Below are 26490 nucleotides of genomic sequence, written 5' to 3' on the forward strand. Positions count from 1 at the left end.
CCACCCGCACGCACCTCTCAGCCGTCCGCACACGCCGCCGTGAGGTTCACCCGCGTCAGCCCACGACCACCTCCGCGGCGTCGTCCGCTGCGCCGATCTCGGCGGTCACGACAGAGGCGGGCTGCTCGAACTGGGTGCGATACAGCTGCTCATAACGCCCGCCCGCGGCGAGTAGTTCCGTGTGGGTGCCGCGCTCAACGATGCGGCCGTCCTCGATCACGAGGATCAGGTCGGCCGCGCGAATGGTCGACAACCGGTGCGCGATCACCACGGCGGTCCGGCCGGCCAGCGCCTCACCGAGCGCGGCCTGAACGGCGGCCTCGGAGGTTGAGTCCAGCGCGGCGGTCGCCTCGTCGAGAATGACCACGCGGGGACGGGCCAGCAGCATGCGGGCGATCGTCAGCCGCTGACGCTCACCACCGGACAACCGGTAACCGCGCTCACCGACGACGGTGTCGAGCTGGTCCGGCAACGACCGGATCAGCTCGGCCAGCCGGGCCCTGGTCAGCGCGTGCCACAGGTCTTCCTCGGTCGCCTCCGGCTGGGCGAGCAGCAGGTTCTCCCGGATGCTCTCGTGGAACAGGTGACCGTCCTGCGTGACCATGCCGAGGGTGTCGCGCAGAGTCTCCGCGCTCAGGTCCCGCACGTCCACTCCACCCAGCCGGACCGAGCCCGAATCCACGTCGTACAACCGCGGAATGAGCTGGGCGATCGTGGACTTGCCCGCGCCGGAGGAACCGACCAGCGCCACCATCTGCCCGGCCTCGGCCGTGAACGAAACCTCGTGCAGCACCTCGACGCCACCGCGGGTATCGAGTTTGGCGACCTCTTCCAGCGAAGCCAGCGAGACCTTGTCCGCCGAGGGATAAGCGAAGCTGACGCGGTCGAACTCGACCTGCACCGGCCCCGGCGGCACCTCGACCGCGCCCGGCTTGTCCTTGATCAGCGGCTCGAGGTCGAGGATCTCGAAGACCCGCTCGAAGCTGACCAGCGCGCTCATCACCTCGACCCGGGCGCTGGCCAAGGCCGTCAACGGCGCATACAGCCGGGTGAGCAGCATCGCCATCGCGACCACCGTGCCCGCGTCGAGCTGGTCGCGCAGCGCGTAGAACCCGCCGAGCCCGTAGACCAGGGCCAGCGCGAGCGCCGAGACCAGGGTCAGGGCGGTGATGAAGATGAACTGCACCATCGCCGTACGCACGCCGATGTCGCGGACCCGGCGCGCCCGGTTCGCGAACTCGGACGACTCCCGCGTGGGGCGGCCGAACAGCTTGACCAGCGTCGCGCCCGGCGCCGAGAACCGCTCGGTCATCTGGGTGCTCATGGTGGCGTTGTGGTTCGCGGCCTCGCGCTCCAGCCCGGCCAGTTTGGCGCCGACCCGGCGGGCCGGGATCACGAACACCGGCAGGATGACAAGCGCGAGCAAGGTGATCTGCCACGACATGCCGATCATCACGCCGAGTGTGAGCACCAGCATGACGAGGTTGCTCACCACGCCGGACAGCGTGTCGCTGAAGGCGCGCTGCGCCCCGATCACGTCGTTGTTCAGCCGGCTGACCAGTGCGCCGGTGCGGGTCCGGGTGAAGAAGGCGATCGGCATGCGCTGCACGTGGTCGAACACCGCCGTGCGCAGCTGCAGGATCAGGCCTTCACCGATACTCGCGGACAGCCAGCGCTGGACCAGGCCGAGCGCGGCCTCGGCGATCGCGATCAGCGCGATCAGCAGAGCCAGCCGCAGCACCACGCTGTAGTCGGCGCTGTCCACGATCGCGGTCACCACACGGCCGGCCAGCAGTGGCGTCGCGACGGCCAGCACCGCGCCCGCCGTACTCAGCACGAGGAAGAAGATCAGCAGGCGTCGATGGGGTCTGGCGAAGGCCAGAATACGTTTCAGTGTCGCGCGCGAGAACGGCCGCTTGTCGTCCTGCGCGTGCATCGCGTGGTACAGCGAGTTCCACGCGGTCATCTCCATACTCACACCGAATCACCGGCTCCTGGGTCACGAAAAACGAGTGGGCAATGATGGTGACAGGCGCCACCGACAATTTCGTGTGAGCGTAGAACCTCAATGACACTTGAGGTCAAGGGCCGCCTTTCCGGCGCAGCTTTTCGAGCGCATTTGAGTACAGTGTACGGCGTAGCGCCACGACGATACCCGACCCGATTGGATCGCGCACATGATTTCGGAGCCCACGCCGTGACCACCGAGTACAGCGGAACCGGTGATCCCGTTCGTACCCTCGAACTGCTCTGGGGCGTGCAGGCGGCACCGACCCGCGGGCCCAAGCCGGCGCACACCGTCGCCGACGTGGTTCGCGCCGCGATCGAGGTCGCCGATGCCGAAGGCCTTGCCGCGATGTCCATCCGCCGGGTCGCGGACCACCTTGGCGTCGGCGCGATGACGCTGTACCGCTATGTCCCGGGCAAGGCGGAACTGCTCGATCTGATGGTGGACACGGTTTCCGGTGAACTCACCCGGGCGGAGCCGACGGGGGAGTGGCGTGCGGATCTGGAGGCGACGGCGCGCGACGTCCGGGCGTTGTACCTGCGGCATCGCTGGCTGGTTCAGGTCGCCACCAGCCGGCCGCCGATGGGACCGAACATCATGGCGAAGTACGAACATGAACTGAGCATCGTCGAGGGCATCGGGTTGTCCGATATCGACATGGACGCGGCCATCGCGCTGGTGAACGAATACGTGCACGGTGCGGTTCGGGCCGCGATCGAGTCCGACCAGATCCAGAAGGAGAGCGGGCTGACCCACGGGCAGTGGTGGGTGCAGCTCGCGCCGGTGCTGGCGAAGGTGCCGCAGCTCGAGAACTACCCGCTGGCGAACCGGGTCGGCACGGCGGTCGGCGTCGAGTTCAACGCGCCGTACGACCCGGACTATTCGTTCGAGTTCGGCCTCGGCCGCGTACTGGACGGCATCGCCGCATTGCTCGCCACCCGCTGACGGCGTTCATGAACATGCCGTCGGCCGCGGTTCTGCCGGCCGAATAATCATTTTGGAGTGAGCGCTCACTCCGCTAAGTTCGGCGCATGAGCCCACGTGCCCCCGCGATGACCCCGGACGAGCGGCGTGCTGCCATCGTGGCCGCCGCGATGCCGTTGCTGGCCGAGCACGGCAAGGACGTCAGCACCCGGCAGATCGCGGAAGCCGCCGGGGTTGCCGAAGGCACGTTGTTCCGCGCCTTCGGCAACAAGGACGCGCTGATCGAGGCCGTGCTCGCGACCGCCTTCGATCCGTTGCCGATGCACCGCGAACTCCTGGCCATCGATGCCGCTCTGCCGTTGCGAGAGCGCATGGAGGCCATCGTCGAGGTGCTTCAGGAGCGGCTGCGCGGCCTGTTCAAGCTCATCTTCGCCCTGCGGCTGGGCCGTCCGCCCGAGCCCAAGAAGGCCTGCCGAGACGATGCCGACGGCAACGAACTGGTCCGGTCCGCGCTGGCCGGGCTGCTGGAACCGGATGCCGCGCGGTTGCGCTATCCGCCGGACGAGGTCGCCCGGCGGCTGAACATGTTCACCTTCTCCGCCACTCACCCACTGATTTCCGACGGTCGGCCACTGACCGCCGGGGAGATCGTCGACGTGCTGCTCGACGGTGTCCGCGCCAACGAACCCGGGGACCACTGATGCTGCTTCGCCTGTTGCGTACGTACCTGCGTCCGTACGCCGGCAACCTGTCCATGGTCGTCATCCTGCAACTCGTCGGGACGATCGCCTCCCTCTATCTACCCAGCCTGAACGCGAGCATCATCGACAACGGCGTGGCCAAGGGCGATACCGGCTACATCATGGGTCACGGCGGCTGGATGCTCGCCGTTAGCCTGATCCAGGTCGTGTGCTCGATCGGGGCCGTCTACTACGGCGCCAAGACCGCCGCCGGATTCGGGCGCGACGTGCGCGCGGCCGTCTTCCATCGGGTCGGTCAGTTCTCCGCCCGTGAGGTGGGAAAGTTCGGCGCCCCCACGCTGATCTCGCGCAGTACGAACGACGTCACCCAGGTGCAGATGCTGGTCGTGATGACCTGCACGATGCTGGTCGCGGCCCCGATCACGATGATCGGCGGCGTGATCATGGCCGTTCGCGAGGACATCGGTCTGTCCTGGCTGGTGGCGGTCGCCGTACCGCTGCTGGTGCTGTCGATCGGCCTGATCGCCGGCCGGATGGTGCCGCAGTTCCGCAAGATGCAGGTGAACGTCGACAACGTGAACCGGGTGCTGCGCGAGCAGATCACCGGTATCCGCGTGGTCCGCGCCTTCGTCCGCGAGCCGCATGAGGTGAAGCGCTTCGGCCAGGCCAACGCCGATCTCACCGATACCGCCCGCAGCGTCGGCCGCCTGATGGCGCTGGTCTTTCCCGTGGTCATGCTGATCCTGAACATTTCCACCATCGGAGTGCTCTGGTTCGGTGCCTCCCGGGTCCAGGACGGCGAGATGCAGGTGGGCGCGCTGACCGCCTTCATGAGCTACCTGATTCAGATCCTGTTCTCGGTCATGATGGCGACGTTCGTGATGATCATGGTGCCGCGCGCCGCCGTGTGCGCCGAGCGAATCAGCGACGTACTCGGCACCGAGTCGTCGGTCCGGCCGCCGGACAGCCCGGTCACGGCGACGACCGGCCGCGGCGAACTCGTCTTCGACGGCGCCAGCTTCCAGTACCCGGGCGCGGCCGAACCGGTGTTGTGCGACATCACCTTCGCCGCCCGGCCAGGTCAGACCACGGCGGTGATCGGCAGTACCGGCGCCGGGAAGACGACCTTGCTGTCGCTGGTGCCACGCCTCTTCGACGCGACCGCCGGTTCGGTTCGGGTCGACGGAGTGGACGTGCGCGACTTCGAACCGGACGCGCTCTGGCGCCGGATCGGCCTCGTACCGCAGCGCCCGTACCTCTTCTCCGGCACGATCGCGAGCAACCTGCGCTACGGCAATCCCGACGCCACCGACGACGAGTTGTGGGAGGCGCTGCGCATTGCCCAGGGCAAGGACTTCGTCGAGGCGATGCCGGATGGCCTGAACGCCCCGATCTCCCAGGGCGGTACGAACGTGTCCGGCGGTCAGCGCCAGCGGCTCGCGATCGCCCGGGCCTTGGTTCGTAAGCCCGAGATCTACCTGTTCGACGACTCCTTCTCGGCATTGGACCTGTCCACCGATGCCCGGCTCCGAGCCGCCCTGGCTCCGGTCACGGCCGACGCGTGCGTGGTGATCGTGGCCCAGCGGGTGTCCACCATCGTCGACGCCGACCAGATCGTGGTGATCGAGGACGGCCGGGTGGTCGGCAAGGGCACGCACGACGAACTACTCCAGACCTGCCCGACATACGTCGAGATCGTTGAGTCCCAGCGGTCCGCGGAGGAAGCAGCATGAGCGACGACGACAAGCCGGTCACGCCGGCACAACCCGAATCCGCCTCGCCGGCCGCACCAGCCGCGCCCGGCGTGGCGCCCGTCACCCCAGCCGGTACGGCGCCCGCGTCCCCTTCAGCGGAGGCCGCCGCGGGCGCTGAGGCCGGGACAGCCGCGGGTACGGATGGTGCCGCCACGGGAGAGACCGTGAAGGCGACCCGGCGGCCGACCAGTGGGGCCGGGTTCGGCCCGCCGCAGGGCATTCCCGGTGACAAGTCGATGAACTTCGGCCCTTCGGCGAAACGCCTGATCGCGCGCCTGCGGCCGCATCGCCTGCAGGTCTTCGGCGTGTTCCTGCTCGCCGTCGGCAGCGTCGTACTGGCCGTGCTCGGGCCGAAGGTACTCGGCTGGGCCACCGACATCATCTTCGCCGGGGCGATCGGCAAGGACTTGCCGGCCGGTACGACGCCGGAGCAGGTCGCCGCGGCGGCCCGGGCCGACGGCAACGACCGGTTCGCCGACCTGATCGAGGGAATGCGCGACCTGGTACCGGGCGAGGGCGTCGATTTCGATGCCCTGCGCAACGTCTTGATGATCGCGCTGGCCCTCTATCTCGGCGCCTTCCTGCTGTCCTGGGCGCAGGGCTACATCCTGAACGGCGTCGTGCAGCGCACGATCTACACCCTGCGCGAGGAGGTCGAGGCCAAGCTCAACCGGCTGCCGCTGAGCTACTTCGACGGCGCTCCGCGCGGTGAGCTGCTGAGCCGGGTCACCAACGACATCGACAACGTCTCCACCAGCCTGCAGCAGACCCTGAGCCAGTTGCTCACCTCGCTGCTGACGGTGATCGGCGTGGTCACGATGATGTTCGTGGTGTCGCCGTTGCTGGCGCTGATCGCGCTGGTGACGATCCCGATCTCGATGGTGCTGACGGCGGCGATCGCCAAGCGCTCGCAGAAGAAGTTCGTCGCGCAGTGGATGCACACCGGCGCCCTGAACGGCCAGATCGAAGAGGCCTTCACCGGCCACGAACTGGTCAAGGTCTTCGGCCGCCAGAAGGAGGTCGAGGCCATGTTCGAGAAGAAGAACGAGGAGCTCTACCAGGCGGCCTTCGGTGCGCAGCTGATCTCCGGCATCATCATGCCCGCGATGATGTTCATCGGGAACCTGAACTACGTCGTGATCGCCGTGGTCGGTGGTCTCCGGGTGGCCTCGGGCACGATGTCGCTGGGTGACGTGCAGGCCTTCATCCAGTACAGCCGCCAGTTCACGCAGCCGCTCACCCAGGTGGCCTCGATGGCGAACCTGCTGCAGTCCGGCGTGGCCTCGGCCGAGCGGGTCTTCGAGGTGCTCGACGCCAAGGAGCAGATCCCGGACGAAGGCAGCCCGGCGGTGGTGCGCGATTCGCGCGGCCGGGTCGAGTTCGAGCACGTCACCTTCTCGTACAGCCCGGACAAGCCGCTCATCACCGACCTGAGCCTGGTCGCCGAGCCTGGTCAGACCGTCGCCATCGTCGGCCCGACCGGCGCGGGCAAGACCACGCTGGTCAACCTGGTGATGCGGTTCTACGAGCTGAACTCGGGCCGGATCACCCTCGACGGCGTGGACATCACCCAGCTCACACGGGAGGACCTGCGCTCGCGGATCGGCATGGTGCTTCAGGACACCTGGCTGTTCGGCGGAACCATCCGGGACAACATCGCGTACGGCAATCTCGACGCCACCGAGCACGACGTTCTCGCCGCGGCCAAGGCGACGTACGTCGACCGGTTCGTGCACAGCCTGCCCGACGGCTACGACACGGTCATCGATGAAGAGGGCAACAACGTCAGCGCGGGCGAGAAGCAGTTGCTCACGATCGCCCGGGCCTTCCTGGCGAATCCGCAGCTGCTGATCCTCGACGAGGCGACGAGCTCGGTTGACACCCGCACGGAGGTCCTGGTCCAGCGGGCCATGGCGGCGCTGCGATCCGACCGTACGTCGTTCGTGATCGCGCACCGGTTGTCGACCATTCGCGATGCGGACCTGATCCTCGTCATGGAGGACGGCCGCATCGTTGAACAAGGCAACCACCAGCAGTTGCTGGCCGCCGACGGCGCCTACGCGAGGTTGTACGCCGCCCAGTTCAGCGGTGCCGCGACCGACATCGACGAGCCGGAGACCGCCGCGGTCTGACATCTCCCAGTGGCCGGGATCAGCTTGATGTGACGTTGAGCTGATCCCGGCCCGGTGGGGAAAATCGGGCGATTCCCCGGTCCGTCCGGACATAGGATCGACGCCATGGCTGTGCGACTGATTCAGATTGCGATGAATGCCCGGGACGAAGCGGCGGCCGGCCGGTTCTGGGCGGACGCCCTCGGCTGGGGGCTGTCCAGCGAAGGCCCCGGCGTGAGCAACGTCGAGCCAACGGGCTTCGAGTATCCCGATCCGGCCACGCTGTTCCTCGACGTCATCGCCGTGCCGGAACCCAAAACCGGAAAGAACCGGGTGCACGTCGACCTCGCAACCACCTCCGCCGAGCATCAGTCCGAACTTGTTGCGCGCCTTACGGATCTCGGCGCGAGACCCGCCGACATCGGCCAGGGCGATGTGCCGTGGACGGTGCTGGCCGATCCGGAGGGCAACGAGTTCTGCGTGCTTGAGCCTCGGGAGATCTACCGGGACATCGGGCCGATCGCCGCGGTGGTGGTCGACTGCGCGGACCCGCGGGCCATGGCCGCGTTCTGGGGCGAGGCCATGGACTGGACCGTGCACGAGGTGACCGACGACCTTGCGCGGTTGCGTTCCTCCAAGGGGGTCGGGCCGTATTTGGAGTTCATCCGAACCCCGGACGCGAAGACTGTGAAGAACCGCGTTCATCTCGACTTGCGGCCTTATCCGGGTGACGATCACGCGGCCGAGGTGAACCGCCTTCGCGCGCTCGGCGCCGTCGACGTCGATCTCGGCCAAGGCGATGTGCCGTGGACCATCCTCGCCGACCCCGAAGGCAACGAATTCTGCGTCCTCACGCCGGCCTGACCCACCCAGCAGTGACGAGCTGTGGCCTTCTTTCCGTGAGTGGTCGCGTATGCACGGGACGCGGCAAGGTTCTCCACATGGGTATCCCGGGGTTGCCCGGGTGGTAGGGCGCGTGCGTCCCTCGCCGCCTTCGGGCCCCAGGAATGCCGCGAGTGGACGCGTGCAGACGCGACCACTCGTGGTAACCCTCCTCGCCCATGGCCAGTCGCCCTCCCGCCGCGCCCTCCCGCCGCGCCCTCCCGCCGCGCCCGCTCGTCGGCCACCGGCGCCACGGCCGAGCTCGAACGCGTCCCGTGCGGCGGATCGCGGCGGGGATAACAAGGGTCGACGTGTGAAATGGGGGGTCGACTCGTCAAGTTTCAGACGTCAAGCCCCCAACTCGCCGGTCAACCCCTGCGATCACCGGGCGACTGACCGCGAGCACGCACGGCCTTCGCGCGGGCCCTGCCGATTTCGCCCGACCCCAATCCCGCTGGCCGCCAGGTGGCCGCCATAGGAGCATTCCCCGCCGCCCGGCGATGGCTCAGTCGCCGCGGCGCTCTGGCCAGACACGCAGTATTCCTGGGGCGACCACACCATCGGCGAATTTCAGTTTGGCTCGACGGAGGAAGCGCTTCGGCTGGTACGGCGTGGTCAGCTCGAGTGCGAACCCCTGGCTGTGCTCGACCGAGACGTTGATCGCGGCCGAGTCGAACGAGGGAACGTACACGTCCTCGGCAACGGCCACGACGACGTACTGGTCACGTTCCGCACGGAAGCCGTTCCACAGGAGGTTGGCCATACAGCAGTTCATCGATCGCGCGCTCGACCGGCTCTGGCAAGTCGTCTACCCATGAACTCATATCGGCTCCTGCCGCAAGGTTTGACTCAGCATCGTGCCAGGCCGAAACGCGGTAAAACGATCGCCGCGCGGTCCGGGGGCGCCGACCGGGCCGCGGGGCCAAAGCGGAGACGGTTAGCCGCGGGTTAGGCGGCGGAGGGCTAGTTCGGCTAGGAGGGCGGAGGCGTCGGGGAGGATGGAGTCGTCGAAGTTGGCCAAGGGGGAGTGGTTGGCGGGGGCGTTCTGGTAGTCGGGTGAGGCGCAGGCGCTGAGGTTGACGTAGGCGCCGGGTACTTCGTTCAGCACGTACGACATGTCCTCGGCGCCGACCTTCGGATCCGGCCGGAGGCGGAATCGCTCCGGGCCGAAGAGGTCCACGATGGTGTCGCGGGCGAACTCGTACTCGGTCTCGTCGTTCACCGTGACGGGATAACCCAACTGGTACTCCGCCTCGACGGTCAGACCGTGCGCCGCGGCGATGCCCTCGACGAGCCGTACGGCGGCCGTGGCCACGCCGTGGCGGGTCTGCTCGGAGAACGTACGAATGGTCGCGTCGAAGAACGCGTCATCCGGAATGATGTTCTCCTTGGTTCCACCGGCGATCTTGCCCACCGTCAGTACCACCGGGTCGAACACGTTGAACTGGCGTGTGACCATCGCCTGCAACCCGGTCACCATCTCGCACAACACCGGGATCGGGTCCTTCGTCCGGTACGGCTCGGCGCCGTGCCCGCCCGCGCCGACCACCCGCACGTGGAACTGGTCGGCGGCAGCCATGAACGGCCCGGGCCGGCTGTTCCACATGCCAAGCGGGTCGCCCGCCGACTGGACGTGCAAGCAGTACGCCGCGTCCACCCGCCGGCCCGCGATATCGAGCAGGCCCTCGCGGATCATGATCGGGGCGCCCCCCGTCGTCTCCTCGCCCGGCTGGAACATGAAGACGACGTCGCCGGCCAGTTCGGCTCTGAGCTCGTGCAGGATCCGGACGGCCCCGACGAGTCCGGCGACGTGGAGGTCGTGGCCGCAGGCATGCATGTAGCCCGGGTTCTTCGAGGCCCACGGCACGTCGACCCGCTCGGTGACGGGCAACGCGTCCATGTCACCCCGGAGCAGGACGACGGGCCCGGGGCCCTTGCCGCCGCGCAGGACTGCCGTCACCGACGAGAGTGTCTTGCCGAGGGTGATCTCGAGGTCAAGGCCTTCGAGGGCGTCGAGGATCAGCCGCTGGGTCCTCGGCAGGTCCAGGTCGTACTCCGGTACCTCGTGCAGAGCGCGGCGAAGGGCGATCGTGTCCGGACCGAAGCGGTGCCCTAATTCGAGAGCAGTGCTCTCGTTTCGACCGAGCGCGCTCACTGCGGCTGGCCCATCGCCGGCAGGGGCTGGCCGTTCAGCGCCATCATCACCCGCTGGGCGCTGCCGCCGAGGTCGAGACGGTCCACGAGATCGAGCCACGCTTCGGGGTGCTTGACCTCACCTGGCAGGTGCGCGTCGAACGGGCCGACCGGCGCGTCCGTCGCAACGGCGACAACCTTCGGCGCCACGTCGAGGTAGTCCGCCGCGTCCAGGATCTTCCGCTTCACCGAGGGGGACATGGGCGTGGCGGGATCGGCCGCGGCCGCTCGGATCGCGTCGAGGTCGCCGTACGTGGTGATGAGCGAGGCGGCGGTCTTCTCGCCGACTCCCTTCACACCGGGCAGACCGTCGGAGGCGTCACCGCGCAGCGTGGCGAAGTCGGCGTACCGCTGAGCAGGGATCGTGTACTTCGCGAGCAGCGCGGCCTCGTCGAGTACGTCCGCGCGGCCGACTCCCTTCGCGGCGGTGTAGATGACCCGGATGTCCCGCGAGTCGTCGATCAGCTGGAACAGGTCCCGGTCGCCGGTGACCACATCGACCGGCATCTGCGCGCGGTGCGCCAACGTGCCGATGACGTCATCGGCCTCGTGGTCCTCGGCGCCCACGATCGGGATGCCCAGGGCGTCGAGGCAGGCGCGGATCAGCGGTACCTGGAGTTCGAGGCGATCCGGTACGTCCTCCACCTGTTCGCCGGACTTCGAGACGAACTCGACGCGCTGAGCCTTGTACGACGGGATCAGCGCGACCCGCCAGGACGGGCGCCAGTTGTCGTCCCAGCAGGCGACCAGGTGGGTCGGGTGGTGGTTGTCGATCAGCCGCGCGATGAAGTCCAGCAACCCGCGCACGGCGTTGGTCGGCGTACCGTCCTGGGCCTTCATGGTGTCGGGAACACCGAAGAACGCCCGGAAGTACAGCGAGGCGGTGTCGAGCAGCATCAACCGGTCGGGAGAGTCAGACATGGGCAGATGCTTTCATGCCCGGTACCGGCACCAGTAGGGTCTCCAGGATGGAGGACCTGGATCGTAAGATCGTCGCCCTGCTCGCCACTGACGGCAGGATGAGCTTCACCGACCTCGGTAAGGCGACCGGACTGTCGACGTCGGCCGTGCACCAGCGGGTGAAGCGGCTCGAGCAGCGCGGTGTCATTCAGGGGTACGTGGCAACGATCAACCACGAGGCCCTGGACCTGCCGCTGACCGCGCTGATCTCGATTCGCCCGATCGACCCGTCCCAGCCGGACGATTCGCCCGAACGGCTGCGCGAGGTTCGCGAGATCGAGTCCTGCTACTCGGTCGCCGGCGATTCGAGCTACATCCTCATCGTGCGCGTCGCCACCCCGGGCAAGCTGGAAGAGCTGCTCGCCGTCATCCGCGCCAAGGCCAACGTCGCCACCACAACCACGATCGTGCTCTCCACTCCCTACGAACGCCGCCCTCCTGCCGTCTGACCCGCCGCGCTCGCCACGCGTGTTCGCGCGAGTGCATACGCGTCCACTCACGGGTTGGCGGGATGCGGCGGTTCGGGATCGCAGCGAGCCGCTCACCTCGTCATTGCTAGTGGCGGACGAGGCAGAACGGGTGCCCGGCCGGATCGGCGTAGACGCGCCAGCACCGCTCGCCGTCGCCCTTGTCGAGCAGCGTGGCGCCGAGCCCGAGGGCTGTTTCCTCAGCCTCGTCCAGGTCCCCGACCTCCAGGTCAAGATGGGACTGCTGAGGGCGAGCGGGATCCGCCCACAGTGGCGGCCGATGGTCCTCCACCCGTTGGAAGGCCAACACCAGTCCACCCAGCAGGTGCAGCGTCGCCCAGTCGGCGTTCACCGCCCACCGCGGATCGGGCTGGTTCACCACTCCACCGAGAAGCGACTGGTAGAACCCAGCCAGCTCATCAACCTCGGCACAATCCAGCACCACACACTGCAATCGGGCGAGCATGCGCAGCAGTGTAGGCCCGCAGGAGGCCCAGCCCGGCGGGCCTAGACCGGCGCGAGGGGTTCGTGGGGTTCGGGCGGGGTGATGGCGGTGATCGGGTCGCCGGGGCGGAGAGGGCCGCCGGTGAGCACGATCGACATGATGCCGGATTTGCGGATGACCCGGCCGTTCGCGGCGCGGGTGAGGACCTGCTTCAAGAGGCCGGGCTGGAAGGCGTCGATCTGCCCGCAGGGATTCCGGAGGCCGGTCACCTCGAGCCGTACGGACGGGCCGATCTGGAGGATGGTGCCGCGCGGCAGGCCGAGTAGGTCGATCCCTCTCGTCACCACGTTCTCACCGAGTTCGCCCGGCGCCACGGCGTGACCAGCATGCGCGAGGCCGTCGTACAGCTCGGCGTGGATGAGGTGGACCTGGCGCAGATTCGGCTGAGCCGGGTCTTTGCGCCGCAAGAACAGGTGCTGCACCTCGGCGCCGGCGTGAGCGTCACCCTCGACGCCGTACCCCGCGATCAGCTGGATCTCTTCCACCGGCGCCTTGCTGAACCGGTGCCGCCCGTCGCGGCAGACGGCCTCCACGGAAGCGCTCACCCAAGCACCCTACGTCCGGGCGACCACCCGGACGTAGGGCCTGGAACACGGCTCAGGTGATCTGGATGAGCTTCTGCGATTCGGACGCGCCACGGGAGGCCGCCGCGCGCTTTTCGGCCTCCGCCAGGGAGTCGCCGGCGTGCTGCGTCCACCACGCCTGGCCCTCGGCGGGAAGCGTGTCGATCGGGTCGTAGTACTCGTACTGCCGGTTCAACGCCTCGGGGTCCTGCTGCTCGATCCCGGTGCGGTAGTTCTTGCGCCAGTACGAAATGCCGCGCACCTCGTCGTACTCGTCGAGCTGGTGGACCCAGCGCTTACCGACGTACGGCACGTCGCAGACGATGCGGGGCGTCGCGAAGCCCGGGAGGTAGCCGAGGATGCCGTGCTGGAGGTGCTGCGCGTCCCGGACCGAGACCCGCCAGTGCTCCGAGAACGGGATCATGTCGCACATGTAGAAGTAGTACGGCGTGATGGTGGCGCCGTCGAGCAGGGCGAAGCAGAGATCCAGCAGCTGCGGTACGGAGTCGTTGACGCCTCGCATCAGCACGCCCTGGTTCCGCACGTCGCGCAGGCCCGCGTCGAACATCGCCTTGGTCGCCTCGGCCACCAGCGGTGTCACCGACTGGGCCGCGTTCACGTGCGTGTGCATCGCGATCATGACGCCGCGGTCACGGCCGATCCGGGCCACCCGCTCGACACCGGCGCGGACGTCGTCCGACAGCCAGTGCTGCGGCATGCCCATCAAAGCCTTGGTGGCCAGCCGGATGTCGCGGATGTTCTCGATCTCCAGCAGGCTGGTCAGGAACGACTCCAGCCGCGGCCAGGGCATGTTCGCCACGTCGCCGCCGGACACCACGACATCGCGCACGCCGGGGGAGCGGCGCAGGTAGTCGAGCATGTCGTCGAGGCGCTGCTGCGGCTTGATCGTGAACTTGAGCTTCTCGATCACCGGCGTGGAATTGCCGACGAGGTCCATCCGGGTGCAGTGCCCGCAGTACTGCGGGCAGGTCGGCAGGATCTCCGCCAGCACCTTGGTCGGGTAGCGGTGGGTCAACCCCTCCGTGGCCCACATCTCGTGCTCGTGCAGCGAGTCGCGCGCCGCGTGCGGGTGCGACGGCCAGTCGGTGCGGCGGTCGGTGAAGACCGGCAGCATGTAGCGGCGGACCGGGTCCGCGTAAAAGGCCTCGGTGTACGCCGCGCCGGCCGCCGCGCCCTCGGGCACGATCGTGTTCAGCATCTGCGGCGGCAGCAGCATCGACATCGTCGCGCGCTCGGCCTGATCCCGTTCGAGGTCGTCGTAGACGCGATCCTCGAGCAGATCGCCCATCACCTCGCGGAGCTGGCGCACGTTCTTCACACAGTGCGAGCGCTGCCACTGCACCGAACGCCATTCCTCGTCGGTCACGTCCTTCCAGCCCGGCATGCGGGTCCAGTCGGGCTCCACCAGCTGGACCCGGCTGTAGGCATACGGCTGCCCGTTCAGCGAGTCGCCGGCGGTGGTGGTGACGGCCGGGTTGATCAGATCGGTCACGCGAGTCCTCCCAGGGGCTCCACGACGTGGTCGTTTCGTGTGAGGATAGCGATAGAACGTCCTCTAGATGCAACAGTATGCCGGAAGATTTCCTTTCAACACCCGCAGAAGTAGTATTTTGCGCGGCCGTAACAGGATCTGACGCAGCGCCCTGACACCGGCCAGACCGCACCGAGGACGCCGTACCGAAGCACGCCGGACCACCGGCGGTAACGACAGGAGGAGGCCCAGTGCCGACCAGCCCCGGATCACCCGTAGGCCTGCATCGGGTCCTCGAGCCCGCCGGCGTGTTGCCGCAGGCGGCGCAACGGCTCGACCCGGCGCCCGAAATCTGGCCGGACGAGGTCCGCATCAGCGTCGAGCGGCTCAACCTGGACGCCGCGTCGTACCGGCAGTTGTCCGAGGCTCACGGCGGCGACGGCGAGCGGGTCAAGCAGGCGGTGCTGGAGATCGTCGAGGCCCGCGGCAAGATGCAGAACCCGGTCACCGGCTCCGGCGGCATGCTCGTCGGCGTGGTGGACGAAGCCGGACCGGAGTCGCCGCTCGGCGTACGCAAGGGCGATCGGGTCGCCACGCTGGTCTCGCTGACGCTGACGCCGCTGCGCATCACCGACGGACTGACCCGCTGGGATGGCCGCAGTGAGCAGGTTCCGGCCGAGGGGCACGCCATTTTGTTCGCGCGGTCGATCGTGGCGAAGCTGCCCGACGACCTCGCGCCGGAGCTGTCGCTGGCCGTCATGGACGTCTGCGGAGCACCCGCACTGACCGCCCGGATCGTGCAACAGTATGTCGACAAAGGCACAAAGCCTGTCGTGTCAGTAATTGGCGGCGCAGGTAAAAGCGGGTCGCTTTCACTGGCCGCGGCGGCTCGCGCCGGAGCCGCCCGGACCATCGGCGTCGTACCGTTCGAGCGCGAGGCCGAGAGCCTGCGCGCCGCCGGCCTGGCGGACGTGGTGGCGATCGCCGACGCGCGTGATCCGGTCGCGCTGGCGAAGGCGGTCGAGGAGTCGGGCGGACCGGCCGACATCACCGTCGTTTGCGTGGATGTGCCCGGCTGCGAGCATGGCGCCGTCCTGTCCACGGCCGCCGGCGGCACGGTCATCTTCTTCTCGATGGCCACCTCGTTCTCGGCGGCGGCCCTCGGCGCCGAAGGCCTTGCGGCGGACGTGACCATGCTGGTCGGCAACGGCTACGTGCCGGGTCACGCCGACTACGCGATGGACCTGCTGCGCACCGAGCCCGGCGTGCGTGGACTGTTCGAGGCGCGGCTCGCGGCCGAGGCGGAGAGCGACAGGCAGGATTAGCCCGTGCGCACACTCCTGATGAACGGTTCCGTCTATTCGCCCGCCGACCCCCACGCGACCGCCATCGCCTTCGACGACGGGGTGGTGACCTGGATCGGCGACGACACGGGCGCCGCGTCGTACGCCAATGGCGCCGACGAGGTCATCGACCTGCAGGGCCGCCTGGTCACGCCCGCGTTCGTGGATTCCCACGTGCACTCCGGCATGACCGGGTTCAAGCTGCTCGGCATCGACCTCGGCGCTCCGGCGACGCTGGCCGACGCCCTGGACGCCGTTCGCGATCACGCCGCGAAGCACGACGGGCTGGTCCTCGGCTTCGGCTGGGACGAAACCCGCTGGCCCGAGCACCGCGTGCCGACCGGCGCGGAGCTGGAGAACGCCGCGCCGGGCCGGTTGATCTACTTGTCCCGGGTGGACGGCCACTCCGCGGTGATCTCGCCCGCGCTCGCCGCGAAGGTGCCGGATCTCGCGGCGCAGCCCGGCTGGACCGAAGACGGCCGCGCCGAACGGACCGCCCATCACGTCGTCCGGGACGCCATCGCCAAGATGATTCCGGACCACCAGCGCCGGGCCGCCCTGCAGGCCTCGCTGGAGGCCGCCGCCCGGCTCGGCATCGGTTCGATCCACGAGCTCGGCGCCCCGCACATCTGCCCGGCCGACGACATGCTCGTGATCAAGGAACTCGCGGACGCGATGGGCCTGCACGTGGTCACGTACTGGGGTGAGCTCGGCGCCTTCGACAAGGCCCGCGAACTCGGTGTCGCCGGTCTCGCGGGCGACCTGGTCGCCGACGGCGCGGTCGGTTCGCGAACCGCCGCCATGAGTGCGCCGTACGCCGACGCCGGTCACACCTGCGGGCACGCCTACCTGACGGCCGAAGAGGTCGCCGAGCACGTCATCGGCTGTACGTCGAACGGCCTGCAGGCGGGATTCCACTGCATCGGTGATGCCGGCGTCGGGGCCGTCGTCGAGGGTCTCGCGAAAGCCTCGGACAAGGTCGGCGCGGTTGAACTCGTCGCCGCGCGCCATCGCCTCGAGCACGTCGAGATGATCGACGCGGCCGGGATCGACGTACTGAGCCGCAACGGCGTGGTGGCGAGCGTGCAGCCGATGTTCGACGCGCTCTGGGGAGGCGCCGAGGGCATGTACGCCGAACGCCTGGGCGATCGCTGGTCCGGGATGAACCCGTACGCCTCGATGGCCCGTGCGGGGGTTGCCCTGGCCTTCGGCTCGGACAGCCCGGTCACCGCTCTCGACCCGTGGGGAGGCGTGCGCGCCGCCGCGTGGCACCAGACGCCGTCCGAGCGGATCACCGTTCGCGCGGCGTTCGCGGCCCACACTCGCGGGGGCTGGCGGGCGGCCGGGATCGACGACGCGGGGGTGCTCGCGCCGGGGACGGCGGCGACGTACGCGATCTGGGACCTGAGCACCGATCTGGTGGTGCAGACGCCGGACGAGCGTGTCGCGGCCTGGTCGACCGACGTGCGCGCGGGGGTGCCGGTGCTGCCGGATCTGCAGCCTGATTCCGAACTACCGACCTGCCTGCGAACCGTCGTGGCCGGTCGCGTTGTCTACGAGAGCGAAGGATGGCGTACGTGAGCCGTGCCGTGAAGAAGCTGGACCTCGATCCGGTCACCGTCCGGAAGGCCCGGTCGCTGGCGCGCAAGGCCGGCCGGCCGATCGTGAACCTGGCCAAGCAGCACACCACCGTCTCGGTCGAGCGGGCGGTGCTGCGGCTGGCCGGGCTCACCGGTGCCGACAGCGACGGCATCCCCTGGGTGAACCGCCTCGCGGACACCGTCCGGGCCGACGTCGGGCTGGAGCACGGTCTGGCTCTGCCGGTGTGGGACGCGCTGGTTCGCGGCGAGGCCGAGGACCTGTCCGTACTCGCGCAAAAGGCCGCGTCGGGTTCGGTGACGTTCCGCCTGCCGGAGGGACGCGACGCCGTACGGGCCCGGTCCGCGGCGCGGAAAGCCGCCGCGGTCGGCATGAAGCAGATCGACGGACGGCGCCGCGAGCGGGATCGCCTGATCAAGCGGCACGGCGATCCCGAGCAGCGGCCGTGGATCTACCTGATCGTCGCGACGGGTGACATCTACGAGGACATCCCGCAGGCCCAGGCGGCCGCGCGGGCAGGTGCGGACGTCATCGCGGTGATCCGCTCGACCGGGCAGTCGCTGCTGGACTACGTGCCCGAAGGCGCGACGCGTGAAGGCTTCGCCGGTACCTACGCGACGCAGGAGAACTTCCGGCTGATGCGGGCCGCGCTGGACGAGTCGTCCCGCGAGCTCGGGCGATACATCCGGCTGACGAACTACGCCTCGGGGCTGTGCATGCCGGAGATCGCGACGCTGGCCGGGTTGCAGCGGCTGGACATGATGCTGAACGACTCGATGTACGGCATCTTGTTCCGCGATATCAACCCGATCCGTACGTTCGTGGACCAGCGGTTCAGCCGGCAGATCCACGCTCGCGCGGGAATCATCATCAACACCGGTGAGGACAACTACCTCACCACGGCCGATGCCGTTGACGCCGCGCACACGGTGACGGTGTCGCAGTTGCTGAACGAGTACTTCGCCAAGGAAGCCGGTCTGGAGGATTGGCAACTCGGCCTTGGGCACGCTTTTGAGATCACCCCGGAAATTCCGGATTCGTTCCGGCTCGAATTGGCGCACGCGTTGCTTGCGCGGCAGCTATTCCCGGACGCGCCGCTGAAGTGGATGCCGCCGACGCGGCATATGACCGGTGACGTGTTCCGCGGGTATTTGCTGGACGGATTCTTCAACCTTGTCGGCGCGATGACCGGGCAGGGCATTCTGCTGGTCGGCATGATGACCGAGGCCGTGGTGACGCCGTGGATCTCCGACCGGGACCTCGCGCTGCAGAACGTGCGGTACGTGATGGGGGCCGCGGGCAACCTTCACGAGGACTTCCACCCGGCCCCGGACGGCTTCATCGCCAACCGTGCCCGGCAGGTGCTGGGGGAGTCGGTGGAACTGCTCGAACGCATCGTCGACGACGGCCTGCTGAACGCGATCGGTGACGGCACCTTCGGCCTGATGAAGCGCCCGGCCGACGCGGGCCGCGGGCTCGAAGGTGTCGCGCGCCGGTCGTCGGCGTACTACAACCCGGCCATCGAGTTGCTGGAGGCAACTTCATGAGCATCATCAGGCCCTACGGCGACACCACTGGTGACGGCATGGTGCAGATGTCGTTCACGCTGCCCATCCCGCATGACAAGCGGGCCGAGGGCGCCGCCGCGCAGCTGGCCAACAAGATGGGCATGGATCCGGCGCTGGTCGTGCACGCCAAGGCGATGGGACCAGACTTCACCTTCTTCGTGGTGTACGGCCCGGTGAACCACCTGGTCGACACCTCGAAGGTCGAGGTGCTCGAGCGCGACTATCCGTTGCTGTCGCCCAAGGACGCGAACCTTGCCATCCGCAAGGGCCTGCGCCGCCGGCTCACCGTGGTCGGCGCCTGTATCGGTACCGACGCGCACACCGTCGGCATCGACGCGATCATGAACATCAAGGGCTTCGCGGGCGAGAAGGGCCTGGAGTACTACCGCGAGATCAAGGTGGTCAACCTCGGCGCCCAGGTCGCCGTACCCGAGCTGGTACGGCGCGCCAAGGCCGAGAAGGCCGACGCGATCCTGGTGTCCCAGGTGGTTACTCAGCGCGAGGCGCACGTACTCAACACCAAGGAGATGTCCGCCGCCTTCCGCGAGGCCTACCCGGAGCACGCCCGGCCGGTATTGGTTGCCGGAGGCCCCCGTTTCACCGAGCAGATGGCGCCCGAGCTGGGGGTGGACCGGGTCTTCGGCCGCGGTACCACGCCCGGCGAGGTGGCGAGCTATCTCGTCGACACCCTCGTCACCCGCCGACTTGCCAGGAGTGCCTCATGACCAACGCCACGGTCGGCCTGACCGTCACGCATCGCCGCTACGTGCCGTACAGCCACGCGCACTACGCCGGGAACCTGGTGGACGGCGCGTATGTGCTCGGCCTGTTCGGCGATGTCGCCACCGAGGTCTGCATTGTTGCCGATGGCGACGAAGGCCTGTTCGCGTCGTACTCGGATGTGCAGTTCCTGCAGCCGTTGCGGGCGGGCGATGTTGTGGAGGTGAAGGCAACTATCTCCCGAGTCGGTAATCGCAGTAGGGAAATCACCTTCACCGCTTCGGTGGTGTGCCGCGGCCGGACCGACCTGTCGGAATCCGCGGCCGAGGTACTGGCGGAGCCGCTGGTGATCACGAAGGCGGTTGGCACGGTCGTTGTTCCTGTTGCGAATAAGACACAGTAAGTGCGCGTTCTTCGCGAGCTCGTCACGATCAGCGCCGAGACGACTCTGTAACGTGACGAGTCTTTCTTTGGCTCGTTTGCGAAGAGAGACGGTGTACGGAGAGTGGCCGGGTTCGGCGAATGTGTTACAACGCCCGGTCATGACCCCGCAGAGGTTGACACCAGCGTCTTAGGCGAGCAATGTTTTGCGAGTCGTCAGAACGAAATCTTCAACGGGTTAACAGAAGTTCAGCCACCGGATGATCCCGCGACGCTGACCAGGCCAGTGCCAGGCTTGAGTCGACGGGGGCTGAGATCGCCGGTGGTCAGCCCCCCGCGGGGCAAAGGTAAAAGAGGCTCGGCGCCCAGTAGACAACGACCGAGCGGCCCGCAGCCAGCGTGCCGCCGGCCGGTCCGAAGGGTACGCCGAGCCTCTTTCCTTTCCCCCGAATTGCTTGCCCCAGGCCCCTACCGCCCCCGCGCCGACCTCGGCACAGCCCTTCGGCCACCGACAGGCCTCCCGCCGCTGCCGCCCGGCATCGAGGTCGACCTTCGTGCGGCCTTGTGGGCACCGGCAGGCCTCCCGACGCCGCCCGCGCGTCAACGTCGACCTCAGCCTGGCCCGTGGGCACCGAGGGGACTCCCGACGCTGCCCGCGCGTCGACGTCGACCTCAGCCTGGCCCGTGGGCGCCGAGGGGACTCCCGACGCTGCGTCGGTTGGTCGGGATTCGCTCGCCCCTCCGTACGGCGGTCACCGTGGTCACCGACGCAGGCGGGCGAATTCGGACGAGTCGTCGCTGGCCCGCCTCGAACCACCGAAGCCGGTGATCCCTCGGTGATCACCCGTCCCCCTGAGTGGCCGCGATGGTCAGGTCGGTTCGGGCCGCGTCAAGGGTCGAGATCGCCTGCCGGCGACGCTGACGCGCCCTTGACCCGGCCCGAACCGACCAAGTGCGGCGGGCTATCAGGGGGACGGGTGGGGTCTGACCGGTTGCCTCGCGTAGTCCCGTACACCTATCCCTCCGGGTTGTTCCGCGTGAGCGGCCGGGCCTTCGCGATCGACGCCGCGACGGCGAGCGCGTTGTCGGGCCCTCCCGCGCCTGAGCGTCGAGTCCTTCCGCATGTGACCGTCGAGTCCTTCCGCACTGACCCGCTGGGTTCGCCCGCGCCTGGGTCGCCGGGTCGACCTTTGAGGTCGGGGGTCGACGTGCCAGATCTGACGAGTCCACCCCCGATTCCGACGGTCGACCCTCGGAATAAGTCACCCGGGATGGGCCAGTGCCGGGTTTTGGTGCGACTACCTGGCTGCAACCGGGTAGTGGCACAACAACCTGGTAGCGGGCAGGCCGAAACCCGGCAGTGGCCCCGAAACCCGGCAGTGGCCCCGAAACCCGGCACTGGGCCGAAACCCGGCACTGGGCCGAAGTCCTGCAGCGGGTACGAACTCGGCGGCCGGGTGGTGTGCCGCGGTCCAGGCTGGCCAAGCCGGCGGTCGCGGGGACTTGTGGCGACGCCCTGGGGGGTGGCTGGCCACTGGCGGGGTGGGTTACCCCCTCGGAATCCCAGGTGGTAACCCACGCTCCCAGTGGCTAGCTCTCCCGAGCGCCGAAGCAGTCCCGCCGGATCCCAAAGCCGGATCCCAAAGCCGGATGCCGAAGCGAGGTGGTGACGTACGACGTTGGGGGGAGGGGCCCCGTACTTTCGTCTAGTTGTTCGGGGCTTGGTGGGGTTTGGATACTTTCTGGGGGGCCGTGCGTTGTACGGTCGTGCGGCCGGTGTGTGCCGGGGATGACCTTGAGGGGGTCTTGTGGTGGAGCAGGCCGAGCGGACTGAGCGGGTTCGCGTGCTGCCGCGGTTGCTTGTGGCGGTGGCGGGCGGAGCTGTGCTCGGGCTGGCCTTCGAGCCGTACAACCTGCCCTGGCTGGCGTTGCTGGCGTTGCCGGTATTGCTGATCGCGCTGCGCGGGGTTTCGGTCAAGGGCGGAATCGTGATCGGCGCGGGCTTCGGCATCGCGTACTACGCCGTGCTGGTGCCTTGGCTGAGCGTTATCGGCGGCGACGCGGCCATTGCGCTCGCCATTCTCGAAGGCCTCTTCTACGGCGTGTTCGGCGCGTTCGCCAGCCAGGCCCTCAAGCTGCGGCTGTGGATGCTCTGGGTGCCGGCGATGTGGGTGGCGACGGAGTTCGCGACCGCCTCCGTGCCGTTCGGCGGTTTCCCGTGGGGCCGGCTCGCGTGGGCCTTCGCCGACGCGTGGCCCGGGCGGCTCGCGGCGTATGTCGGAATTCCCGGGCTGAGCTTTGTCATCGCCTTCCTCGGCGTGCTGGTCTACGCGCTCGTCTGGTCCAAACAAGGCGTCAGCCGGGTCGGCCGAGGCGCCGCGTTGATCGCGATCGTGGCGGTTGTCGGCCTGAGCGGTGCGGTGCCACTGTCGATGGACGGCAACGGCAAGACCGTGTCCGCCGCGATGGTTCAGGGCAACGTGCCGGGCGAAGGCCTCGAACCACTCGGCGAGGCGCGTACGGTCACGCGGAACCACCGCGACGTCACGTTGCAGCTTCAGCGGGATGTCGCCGCGGGCAAGGTCGCGAAGCCCGAGGTGGTGATCTGGCCGGAGAACTCGACCGACATCGACCCGTTCAAGGACCAGCAGACCCGCACGGTGATCGAGGAGGCCGTCGGCGCGGTCGGCGTCCCGATCCTGGTCGGTGCCGTGCTCGAAGGACCCGGGGAGAACGAGCGCCAGACGACCGGCGTGGTGTGGGACCCCGCGACCGGCCCGGGGCAGATCTACGCGAAGCGCCATCCGGTGCCCTTCGGGGAGTACATCCCGTTCCGCGAGCAGCTCCTGCCGTACATCAAGCGCCTCGAGATGGTCGGCCGGCAGACCGCGCCCGGTACCTCGCCCGGCGTCGTCCCGATCAACGGCGTCACCTATGGCGACGTGATCTGCTTCGAGATCGCGTACGACGGTGTGGTGGCCGACGTGGTCAAGGGCGGCGCGCAGATCCTCGTCGTGCAGACGAACAACGCGACGTATGGCGGTACCGGCCAGCCGGAGCAGCAGTTCGCGATCACGCGGATGCGGGCGATCGAGACCGGGCGGACCGTGCTGGTCGCCTCGACGAACGGCATCTCTGGCGTGATCCGGCCGGACGGCTCGATCGAGCACAAGTCGAAACAGGGCACCGCCGATGTGTATGTCGCCTCGGTTCCGGTGCGCGACGGCCATACCCTGGCCACCAGGCTCGGCGGCTGGCCGCAGTGGATCTTGACCGGCCTGGGGATGATGGGTGCGGTGCTCGCGCTTGTCGCGCGGCGCCGGCAGCGTCCGGCCACCCCACCGGCCGCGAAGCCCAGTCCTGAAGGTGTCACCGTCTGAGCAAGGCCGACAAGGCAGGAGAGCGGTAGTCGTGACCACAACAGGGGGATTCGCCGATCTCGGCCGGATCCTCGTCATCATCCCGACGTACAACGAGGCCGAGAACGTCGAGCCCATCGTCGGGAGGTTGCGCGCCGCCCTGCCGGAGGTCCACGTCCTGATCGCGGACGACAACTCCCCGGACGGCACCGGCGACCTGGCGGACAAGCTGGCCATCGACGACGACCACGTGCACGTGCTGCATCGCCGCGGCAAGGAAGGCCTCGGCGCGGCGTACATCGCCGGCTTCCAGTGGGGCCTCGGCCAGGGGTACGACGTACTGGTCGAACACGACGCCGACGGGTCACATCAGCCCGAGCAGTTGCATCGGCTGCTGGAGGCGCTTCGCGACGCGGACCTGGTCCTCGGCTCGCGGTATGTGAAGGGCGGCTCGGTGGTGAACTGGCCGAAGTCGCGCGAGATCCTCAGCCGCGGCGGCAACATCTACACCCGGTTGGCGCTGGGCGTGCCGTTGCAGGACGCGACCGGCGGCTTCCGGGCCTTCCGGCGCCAGACCCTCGAAGGCATCGGTCTCGCCGAGGTGGCGTCGGCCGGTTACTGCTTCCAGGTGGATCTGGCCTGGCGGGCGCTGAAGGCCGGATTCCGGGTGGCCGAGGTGCCGATCACGTTCATCGAGCGCGAGCGCGGCCAGTCGAAGATGTCCCAGCGGATCGTGGTCGAGGCCATGCTGCTGGTCGGGCGCTGGGGCCTGGCCTATCGGGGTAATCAAGTCCGGCAGGGTGTTCGCAAACTGACCGGTCGCGGTTCGACGGATCGCCCGCGCGCGTCTCAGGGGAGTTGACCGGTCATGGGATGGCTCATCGCACTCGCACTACTCGTCGTACCGGTGGTGGAGATCTTTGTCATCATCCAGGTCGGACAGGTGATCGGTGCCTGGCCGACGGTGGCGCTGCTGATCTTCGAGAGCGCGCTGGGCGCCTGGCTGGTGAAACGCGAGGGCCGGCGTGCCTGGAACGCGTTGCGCAGCTCGATGCAGACCGCCGTGATGCCGGGTAAGGAAATGGCCGACGCGGCCCTGGTGCTGATCGGCGGCACGCTGCTGCTGACACCCGGTTTTGTGACCGATATCTTCGGGTTCTTCTTCATCCTGCCGTTCACCCGGCCGATTGCCCGCCGCATGCTCGCCGGCCTGGTCACCAGGCGCCTGCTCGCCTCGACCAGCGGCCCGCTGACCGGCTTCATGGGCAACCCACCGGGCAATCCGCCCAGCGGCCGTGGTCCCGGTACAGGCGGCTTAGGCGGTCCGGGCGGTTCGGCCGGCACGACGCGGCCGACGACCTTCAAGGGTCCGTTCGGCGGATTCACCACGCCGAAGAACCCGTCCGATCCTGCGCGTCCGGGGTCCGGGCGAGGCGACGTGGTGCAGGGTGAGGTCGTCGACCCGGACGACCGCTGATCACCGTCTGGGCGGGGGAGGACCTCACCTCACTCCTGGCCGCCTACCACCTGCAGACCGAGGCCGAGAAGGGCCTCGCGGTGTCGGACGTGTCCGAGCTGCCCGACCGGTACCGCGCTGAGGTCGACGATCCGGTTGCGGCCTTCGGCAAGGACACGGTCCTGCTCGCCTGGAAGGACGGCACGCCCGTTGGTTGCCTGGCGGTCACCTCGCCTGAGCTGGGCCGGTCCGAGCTGAAGCGGCTGTACGTCTTCCCGGTGGCCCGTGGCGTCGGCCTCGCGTCCGAGCTGGTCGAATGCGGTGTCGCGGAGGCGAGCCGCATGGGCGCGAGTGTCGTAGGGCTGTCGGTGTGGTCCTGGCGCAAGGCGGCAATCGGCCTGTACGAGCGCCTTGGCTTCAAGGTCGTTCCGTCCTGGGACGACCGCCCCGACCTGGTCTGCCTCGAACGCCCGATCTAACCCTTACCGACCGCCCGGTCCTCGGCGGTCTCCCGAGCCTTGCCGACCGCGCAGCCAGCTTGCGGGTCAGCCGTCGGCGGAGGTGTTGGAGGTGGGGGAGGTTTTGGCGCGGGCGCGGATCTCCTGGACGCCCCAGGTGTTGCCGTCGGGGTCGTCGAAGTAGAAGAACGCGCTGCCGTCGCGGTCGCCGTACCGGACGATCTCGGAGACTTCCACGCCACGGTCGATGAGCTCGGCCCGGGCCACGTTGATATCGGAGACGACCAGCTGCACGCCTTTGAGCGTGCCGGGCTCCATGGGGGACACCCCGACACCCATCGCGATCGAGCAGCCTGAGCCGGGCGGCGTCAGCTGTACGACCCGGACCTCCGGCATCGGCCAGCTGTCGTGGTCGAGGTGGAAGCCGATCTTGTCGCGGTAGAAGTCGCGGGCGCGATCGACGTCGGTGACGGGTACGGCGATGACTTCCAGGGTCCAGTCCACCGCCTCAGCCTCCCACCGCTCGACCCCGGAGGCCAGGGGACAGGCGAAGGGCCGCCCGCTGACTGCGCGAGCGGCCCTTCGATCGTTCGTCTGGCCCAGGTTGGGGCTGGGGTCAGGCGGTCTTCTTGCCGGTGTTACGAGCGCGGTGCAGGTGCGCCGGGCCGATCTCACCCGCGCGGAGCAGCTGGACCCGCTCGGCGAGCAGCTCCTCCAGCTCCGAGATGCTGCGACGCTCGCGCAGCATGTCCCAGTGCGTACGCGCCGGCTTCTCCTGCTTCGGCTCGGGCTTCTCGCCGGTCGAGCGAGCAGCCTCGCTGCCGCAGTGCGGGCACTCCCAGATCGCGGGCACCTCGGCGTCATGCGCCATGGTGACCTCGACCACGTGACCGCGGGGGCAGTCATAGCTGATCATCTGCCGGGGCGCGAATTCCACGCCACGGTCATCCTCGAAGCTGACCCCACCCAGCCCCGAACCACGCAGTACGCGATTAGACATGTCAAACCTCCGAGTTCGTCATCCGGGTCAACGGTCGGTCGGCCCG

Annotated in this window: 24 protein-coding genes; 15 read left to right on the forward strand and 9 right to left on the reverse strand. The window is 68.5% G+C overall.

Annotated features, from left to right (window positions below):
* Positions 1-55 precede the first annotated feature (55 nt).
* Positions 56-1966, reverse strand: coding sequence for an ABC transporter ATP-binding protein (locus ACFFGN_RS15720; protein WP_380048744.1), 1911 nt, complete (start codon positions 1964-1966; stop codon positions 56-58).
* Positions 1967-2197: 231 nt separating this feature from the next.
* Between ACFFGN_RS15720 and ACFFGN_RS15725 the strand changes: the two genes are divergently transcribed.
* From ACFFGN_RS15725 to ACFFGN_RS15745, 5 genes are all read left to right on the forward strand, one after another.
* The gene (locus ACFFGN_RS15725; protein WP_380048040.1) at positions 2198-2953 is read left to right on the forward strand and encodes a TetR/AcrR family transcriptional regulator; all 756 of its coding nucleotides are present in this window, start codon (positions 2198-2200) and stop codon (positions 2951-2953) included.
* An 86-nt stretch (positions 2954-3039) separates the two neighbouring features.
* Positions 3040-3633 carry a TetR/AcrR family transcriptional regulator gene (locus ACFFGN_RS15730; RefSeq protein WP_380048042.1) on the forward strand — a complete coding sequence of 198 codons (594 nt, stop codon included), beginning with the start codon at positions 3040-3042 and terminating at the stop codon, positions 3631-3633.
* Positions 3633-5366, forward strand: coding sequence for an ABC transporter ATP-binding protein (locus tag ACFFGN_RS15735; protein ID WP_380048044.1), 1734 nt, complete (start codon positions 3633-3635; stop codon positions 5364-5366). The genes ACFFGN_RS15730 and ACFFGN_RS15735 overlap by 1 nt, the downstream gene beginning before the upstream one ends.
* Positions 5363-7519, forward strand: a complete 2157-nt coding sequence (locus tag ACFFGN_RS15740; protein WP_380048046.1) for an ABC transporter ATP-binding protein — start codon at positions 5363-5365, stop codon at positions 7517-7519. Before ACFFGN_RS15735 ends, ACFFGN_RS15740 begins: the two co-directional genes overlap by 4 nt.
* A 105-nt stretch (positions 7520-7624) precedes the next feature.
* Positions 7625-8362: a VOC family protein gene (locus ACFFGN_RS15745; RefSeq protein ID WP_380048048.1), complete on the forward strand. Its 738-nt coding sequence runs from the start codon at positions 7625-7627 to the stop codon at positions 8360-8362.
* A gap of 523 nt (positions 8363-8885) precedes the next feature.
* On the opposite strand, the gene ACFFGN_RS15750 is transcribed toward ACFFGN_RS15745, so the two are convergent.
* The 3 genes from ACFFGN_RS15750 to ACFFGN_RS15760 form a co-directional block, all read right to left on the reverse strand.
* The gene (locus tag ACFFGN_RS15750) at positions 8886-9143 is read right to left on the reverse strand and encodes a hypothetical protein (RefSeq protein WP_380048050.1); all 258 of its coding nucleotides are present in this window, start codon (positions 9141-9143) and stop codon (positions 8886-8888) included.
* Between the two features lie 174 nt (positions 9144-9317).
* Positions 9318-10535, reverse strand: coding sequence for a M20 metallopeptidase family protein (locus tag ACFFGN_RS15755; protein WP_380048052.1), 1218 nt, complete (start codon positions 10533-10535; stop codon positions 9318-9320).
* Complete coding sequence (locus tag ACFFGN_RS15760; RefSeq protein ID WP_380048746.1) at positions 10532-11470, reverse strand: 5'-3' exonuclease; 939 nt, start codon at positions 11468-11470, stop codon at positions 10532-10534. Before ACFFGN_RS15760 ends, ACFFGN_RS15755 begins: the two co-directional genes overlap by 4 nt.
* 71 nt (positions 11471-11541) lie before the next feature.
* On the opposite strand from ACFFGN_RS15760, the gene ACFFGN_RS15765 reads away from it, so the two are divergent.
* A complete protein-coding gene (locus tag ACFFGN_RS15765; protein ID WP_380048054.1) occupies positions 11542-11982 on the forward strand; it encodes an Lrp/AsnC family transcriptional regulator in 441 nt (146 codons plus the stop codon).
* A 106-nt stretch (positions 11983-12088) separates the two neighbouring features.
* On the opposite strand, the gene ACFFGN_RS15770 is transcribed toward ACFFGN_RS15765, so the two are convergent.
* The 3 genes from ACFFGN_RS15770 to ACFFGN_RS15780 are packed head-to-tail and all read right to left on the reverse strand — an operon-like array spanning position 12089 to position 14581.
* Positions 12089-12466 (reverse strand): VOC family protein, encoded by a 378-nt coding sequence (locus tag ACFFGN_RS15770; protein WP_380048056.1) that lies wholly within the window; start codon positions 12464-12466, stop codon positions 12089-12091.
* A gap of 41 nt (positions 12467-12507) precedes the next feature.
* Positions 12508-13050: an MOSC domain-containing protein gene (locus tag ACFFGN_RS15775; RefSeq protein ID WP_380048058.1), complete on the reverse strand. Its 543-nt coding sequence runs from the start codon at positions 13048-13050 to the stop codon at positions 12508-12510.
* Positions 13051-13102: 52 nt separating this feature from the next.
* On the reverse strand, positions 13103-14581 hold the full coding sequence (locus tag ACFFGN_RS15780) for a KamA family radical SAM protein (protein ID WP_380048060.1): 1479 nt from the start codon (positions 14579-14581) through the stop codon (positions 13103-13105).
* 230 nt (positions 14582-14811) lie between these two features.
* Between ACFFGN_RS15780 and kdd the strand changes: the two genes are divergently transcribed.
* The 9 genes from kdd (at position 14812) to ACFFGN_RS15825 (ending at position 25465) form a co-directional block, all read left to right on the forward strand.
* Positions 14812-15885, forward strand: a complete 1074-nt coding sequence (gene kdd, locus ACFFGN_RS15785) for an L-erythro-3,5-diaminohexanoate dehydrogenase (RefSeq protein WP_380048062.1) — start codon at positions 14812-14814, stop codon at positions 15883-15885.
* Between the two features lie 3 nt (positions 15886-15888).
* On the forward strand, positions 15889-17484 hold the full coding sequence (locus ACFFGN_RS15790; RefSeq protein ID WP_380048067.1) for an amidohydrolase: 1596 nt from the start codon (positions 15889-15891) through the stop codon (positions 17482-17484).
* On the forward strand, positions 17481-19049 hold the full coding sequence (gene kamD, locus ACFFGN_RS15795) for a lysine 5,6-aminomutase subunit alpha (protein WP_380048069.1): 1569 nt from the start codon (positions 17481-17483) through the stop codon (positions 19047-19049). Before ACFFGN_RS15790 ends, kamD begins: the two co-directional genes overlap by 4 nt.
* The gene (kamE, locus tag ACFFGN_RS15800; RefSeq protein ID WP_380048071.1) at positions 19046-19795 is read left to right on the forward strand and encodes a lysine 5,6-aminomutase subunit beta; all 750 of its coding nucleotides are present in this window, start codon (positions 19046-19048) and stop codon (positions 19793-19795) included. The genes kamD and kamE overlap by 4 nt, the downstream gene beginning before the upstream one ends.
* Positions 19792-20193, forward strand: coding sequence for a 3-aminobutyryl-CoA ammonia lyase (gene kal / locus ACFFGN_RS15805; RefSeq protein WP_380048073.1), 402 nt, complete (start codon positions 19792-19794; stop codon positions 20191-20193). The genes kamE and kal overlap by 4 nt, the downstream gene beginning before the upstream one ends.
* Before the next feature lie 1786 nt (positions 20194-21979).
* Positions 21980-23551, forward strand: coding sequence for an apolipoprotein N-acyltransferase (lnt, locus tag ACFFGN_RS15810; RefSeq protein WP_380048075.1), 1572 nt, complete (start codon positions 21980-21982; stop codon positions 23549-23551).
* A gap of 31 nt (positions 23552-23582) precedes the next feature.
* Positions 23583-24392, forward strand: a complete 810-nt coding sequence (locus ACFFGN_RS15815) for a polyprenol monophosphomannose synthase (protein ID WP_380048077.1) — start codon at positions 23583-23585, stop codon at positions 24390-24392.
* 6 nt (positions 24393-24398) lie between these two features.
* Positions 24399-25007 carry an FxsA family protein gene (locus tag ACFFGN_RS15820; RefSeq protein ID WP_380048079.1) on the forward strand — a complete coding sequence of 203 codons (609 nt, stop codon included), beginning with the start codon at positions 24399-24401 and terminating at the stop codon, positions 25005-25007.
* A gap of 89 nt (positions 25008-25096) precedes the next feature.
* On the forward strand, positions 25097-25465 hold the full coding sequence (locus ACFFGN_RS15825) for a GNAT family N-acetyltransferase (protein WP_380048081.1): 369 nt from the start codon (positions 25097-25099) through the stop codon (positions 25463-25465).
* 66 nt (positions 25466-25531) lie between these two features.
* Here the strand turns inward: ACFFGN_RS15825 and ACFFGN_RS15830 are convergent, their stop codons facing one another.
* Positions 25532-25948, reverse strand: a complete 417-nt coding sequence (locus tag ACFFGN_RS15830) for a VOC family protein (protein ID WP_380048083.1) — start codon at positions 25946-25948, stop codon at positions 25532-25534.
* A gap of 112 nt (positions 25949-26060) precedes the next feature.
* Positions 26061-26444, reverse strand: a complete 384-nt coding sequence (locus ACFFGN_RS15835; protein WP_380048085.1) for an RNA polymerase-binding protein RbpA — start codon at positions 26442-26444, stop codon at positions 26061-26063.
* Between the last annotated feature and the right edge of the window lie 46 nt (positions 26445-26490).

Source organism: Kribbella deserti (assembly GCF_042434725.1).
GTDB lineage: Bacteria > Actinomycetota > Actinomycetes > Propionibacteriales > Kribbellaceae > Kribbella > Kribbella deserti.

Coding starts and splice junctions, on each gene's coding strand:
- ACFFGN_RS15835 (WP_380048085.1), bottom strand. CDS start 26,444: ATGTCTAATCGCGTACTGCGTGGTTCGGGGCTGGGTGGGGTCAGCTTC.
- ACFFGN_RS15745 (WP_380048048.1), top strand. CDS start 7,625: ATGGCTGTGCGACTGATTCAGATTGCGATGAATGCCCGGGACGAAGCG.
- ACFFGN_RS15770 (WP_380048056.1), bottom strand. CDS start 12,466: ATGCTCGCCCGATTGCAGTGTGTGGTGCTGGATTGTGCCGAGGTTGAT.
- kamE (WP_380048071.1), top strand. CDS start 19,046: ATGAGCATCATCAGGCCCTACGGCGACACCACTGGTGACGGCATGGTG.
- ACFFGN_RS15820 (WP_380048079.1), top strand. CDS start 24,399: ATGGGATGGCTCATCGCACTCGCACTACTCGTCGTACCGGTGGTGGAG.
- ACFFGN_RS15730 (WP_380048042.1), top strand. CDS start 3,040: ATGAGCCCACGTGCCCCCGCGATGACCCCGGACGAGCGGCGTGCTGCC.
- ACFFGN_RS15750 (WP_380048050.1), bottom strand. CDS start 9,143: ATGGCCAACCTCCTGTGGAACGGCTTCCGTGCGGAACGTGACCAGTAC.
- ACFFGN_RS15740 (WP_380048046.1), top strand. CDS start 5,363: ATGAGCGACGACGACAAGCCGGTCACGCCGGCACAACCCGAATCCGCC.
- kal (WP_380048073.1), top strand. CDS start 19,792: ATGACCAACGCCACGGTCGGCCTGACCGTCACGCATCGCCGCTACGTG.
- ACFFGN_RS15765 (WP_380048054.1), top strand. CDS start 11,542: ATGGAGGACCTGGATCGTAAGATCGTCGCCCTGCTCGCCACTGACGGC.
- ACFFGN_RS15735 (WP_380048044.1), top strand. CDS start 3,633: ATGCTGCTTCGCCTGTTGCGTACGTACCTGCGTCCGTACGCCGGCAAC.
- ACFFGN_RS15720 (WP_380048744.1), bottom strand. CDS start 1,966: ATGACCGCGTGGAACTCGCTGTACCACGCGATGCACGCGCAGGACGAC.
- ACFFGN_RS15760 (WP_380048746.1), bottom strand. CDS start 11,470: ATGCTGCTCGACACCGCCTCGCTGTACTTCCGGGCGTTCTTCGGTGTT.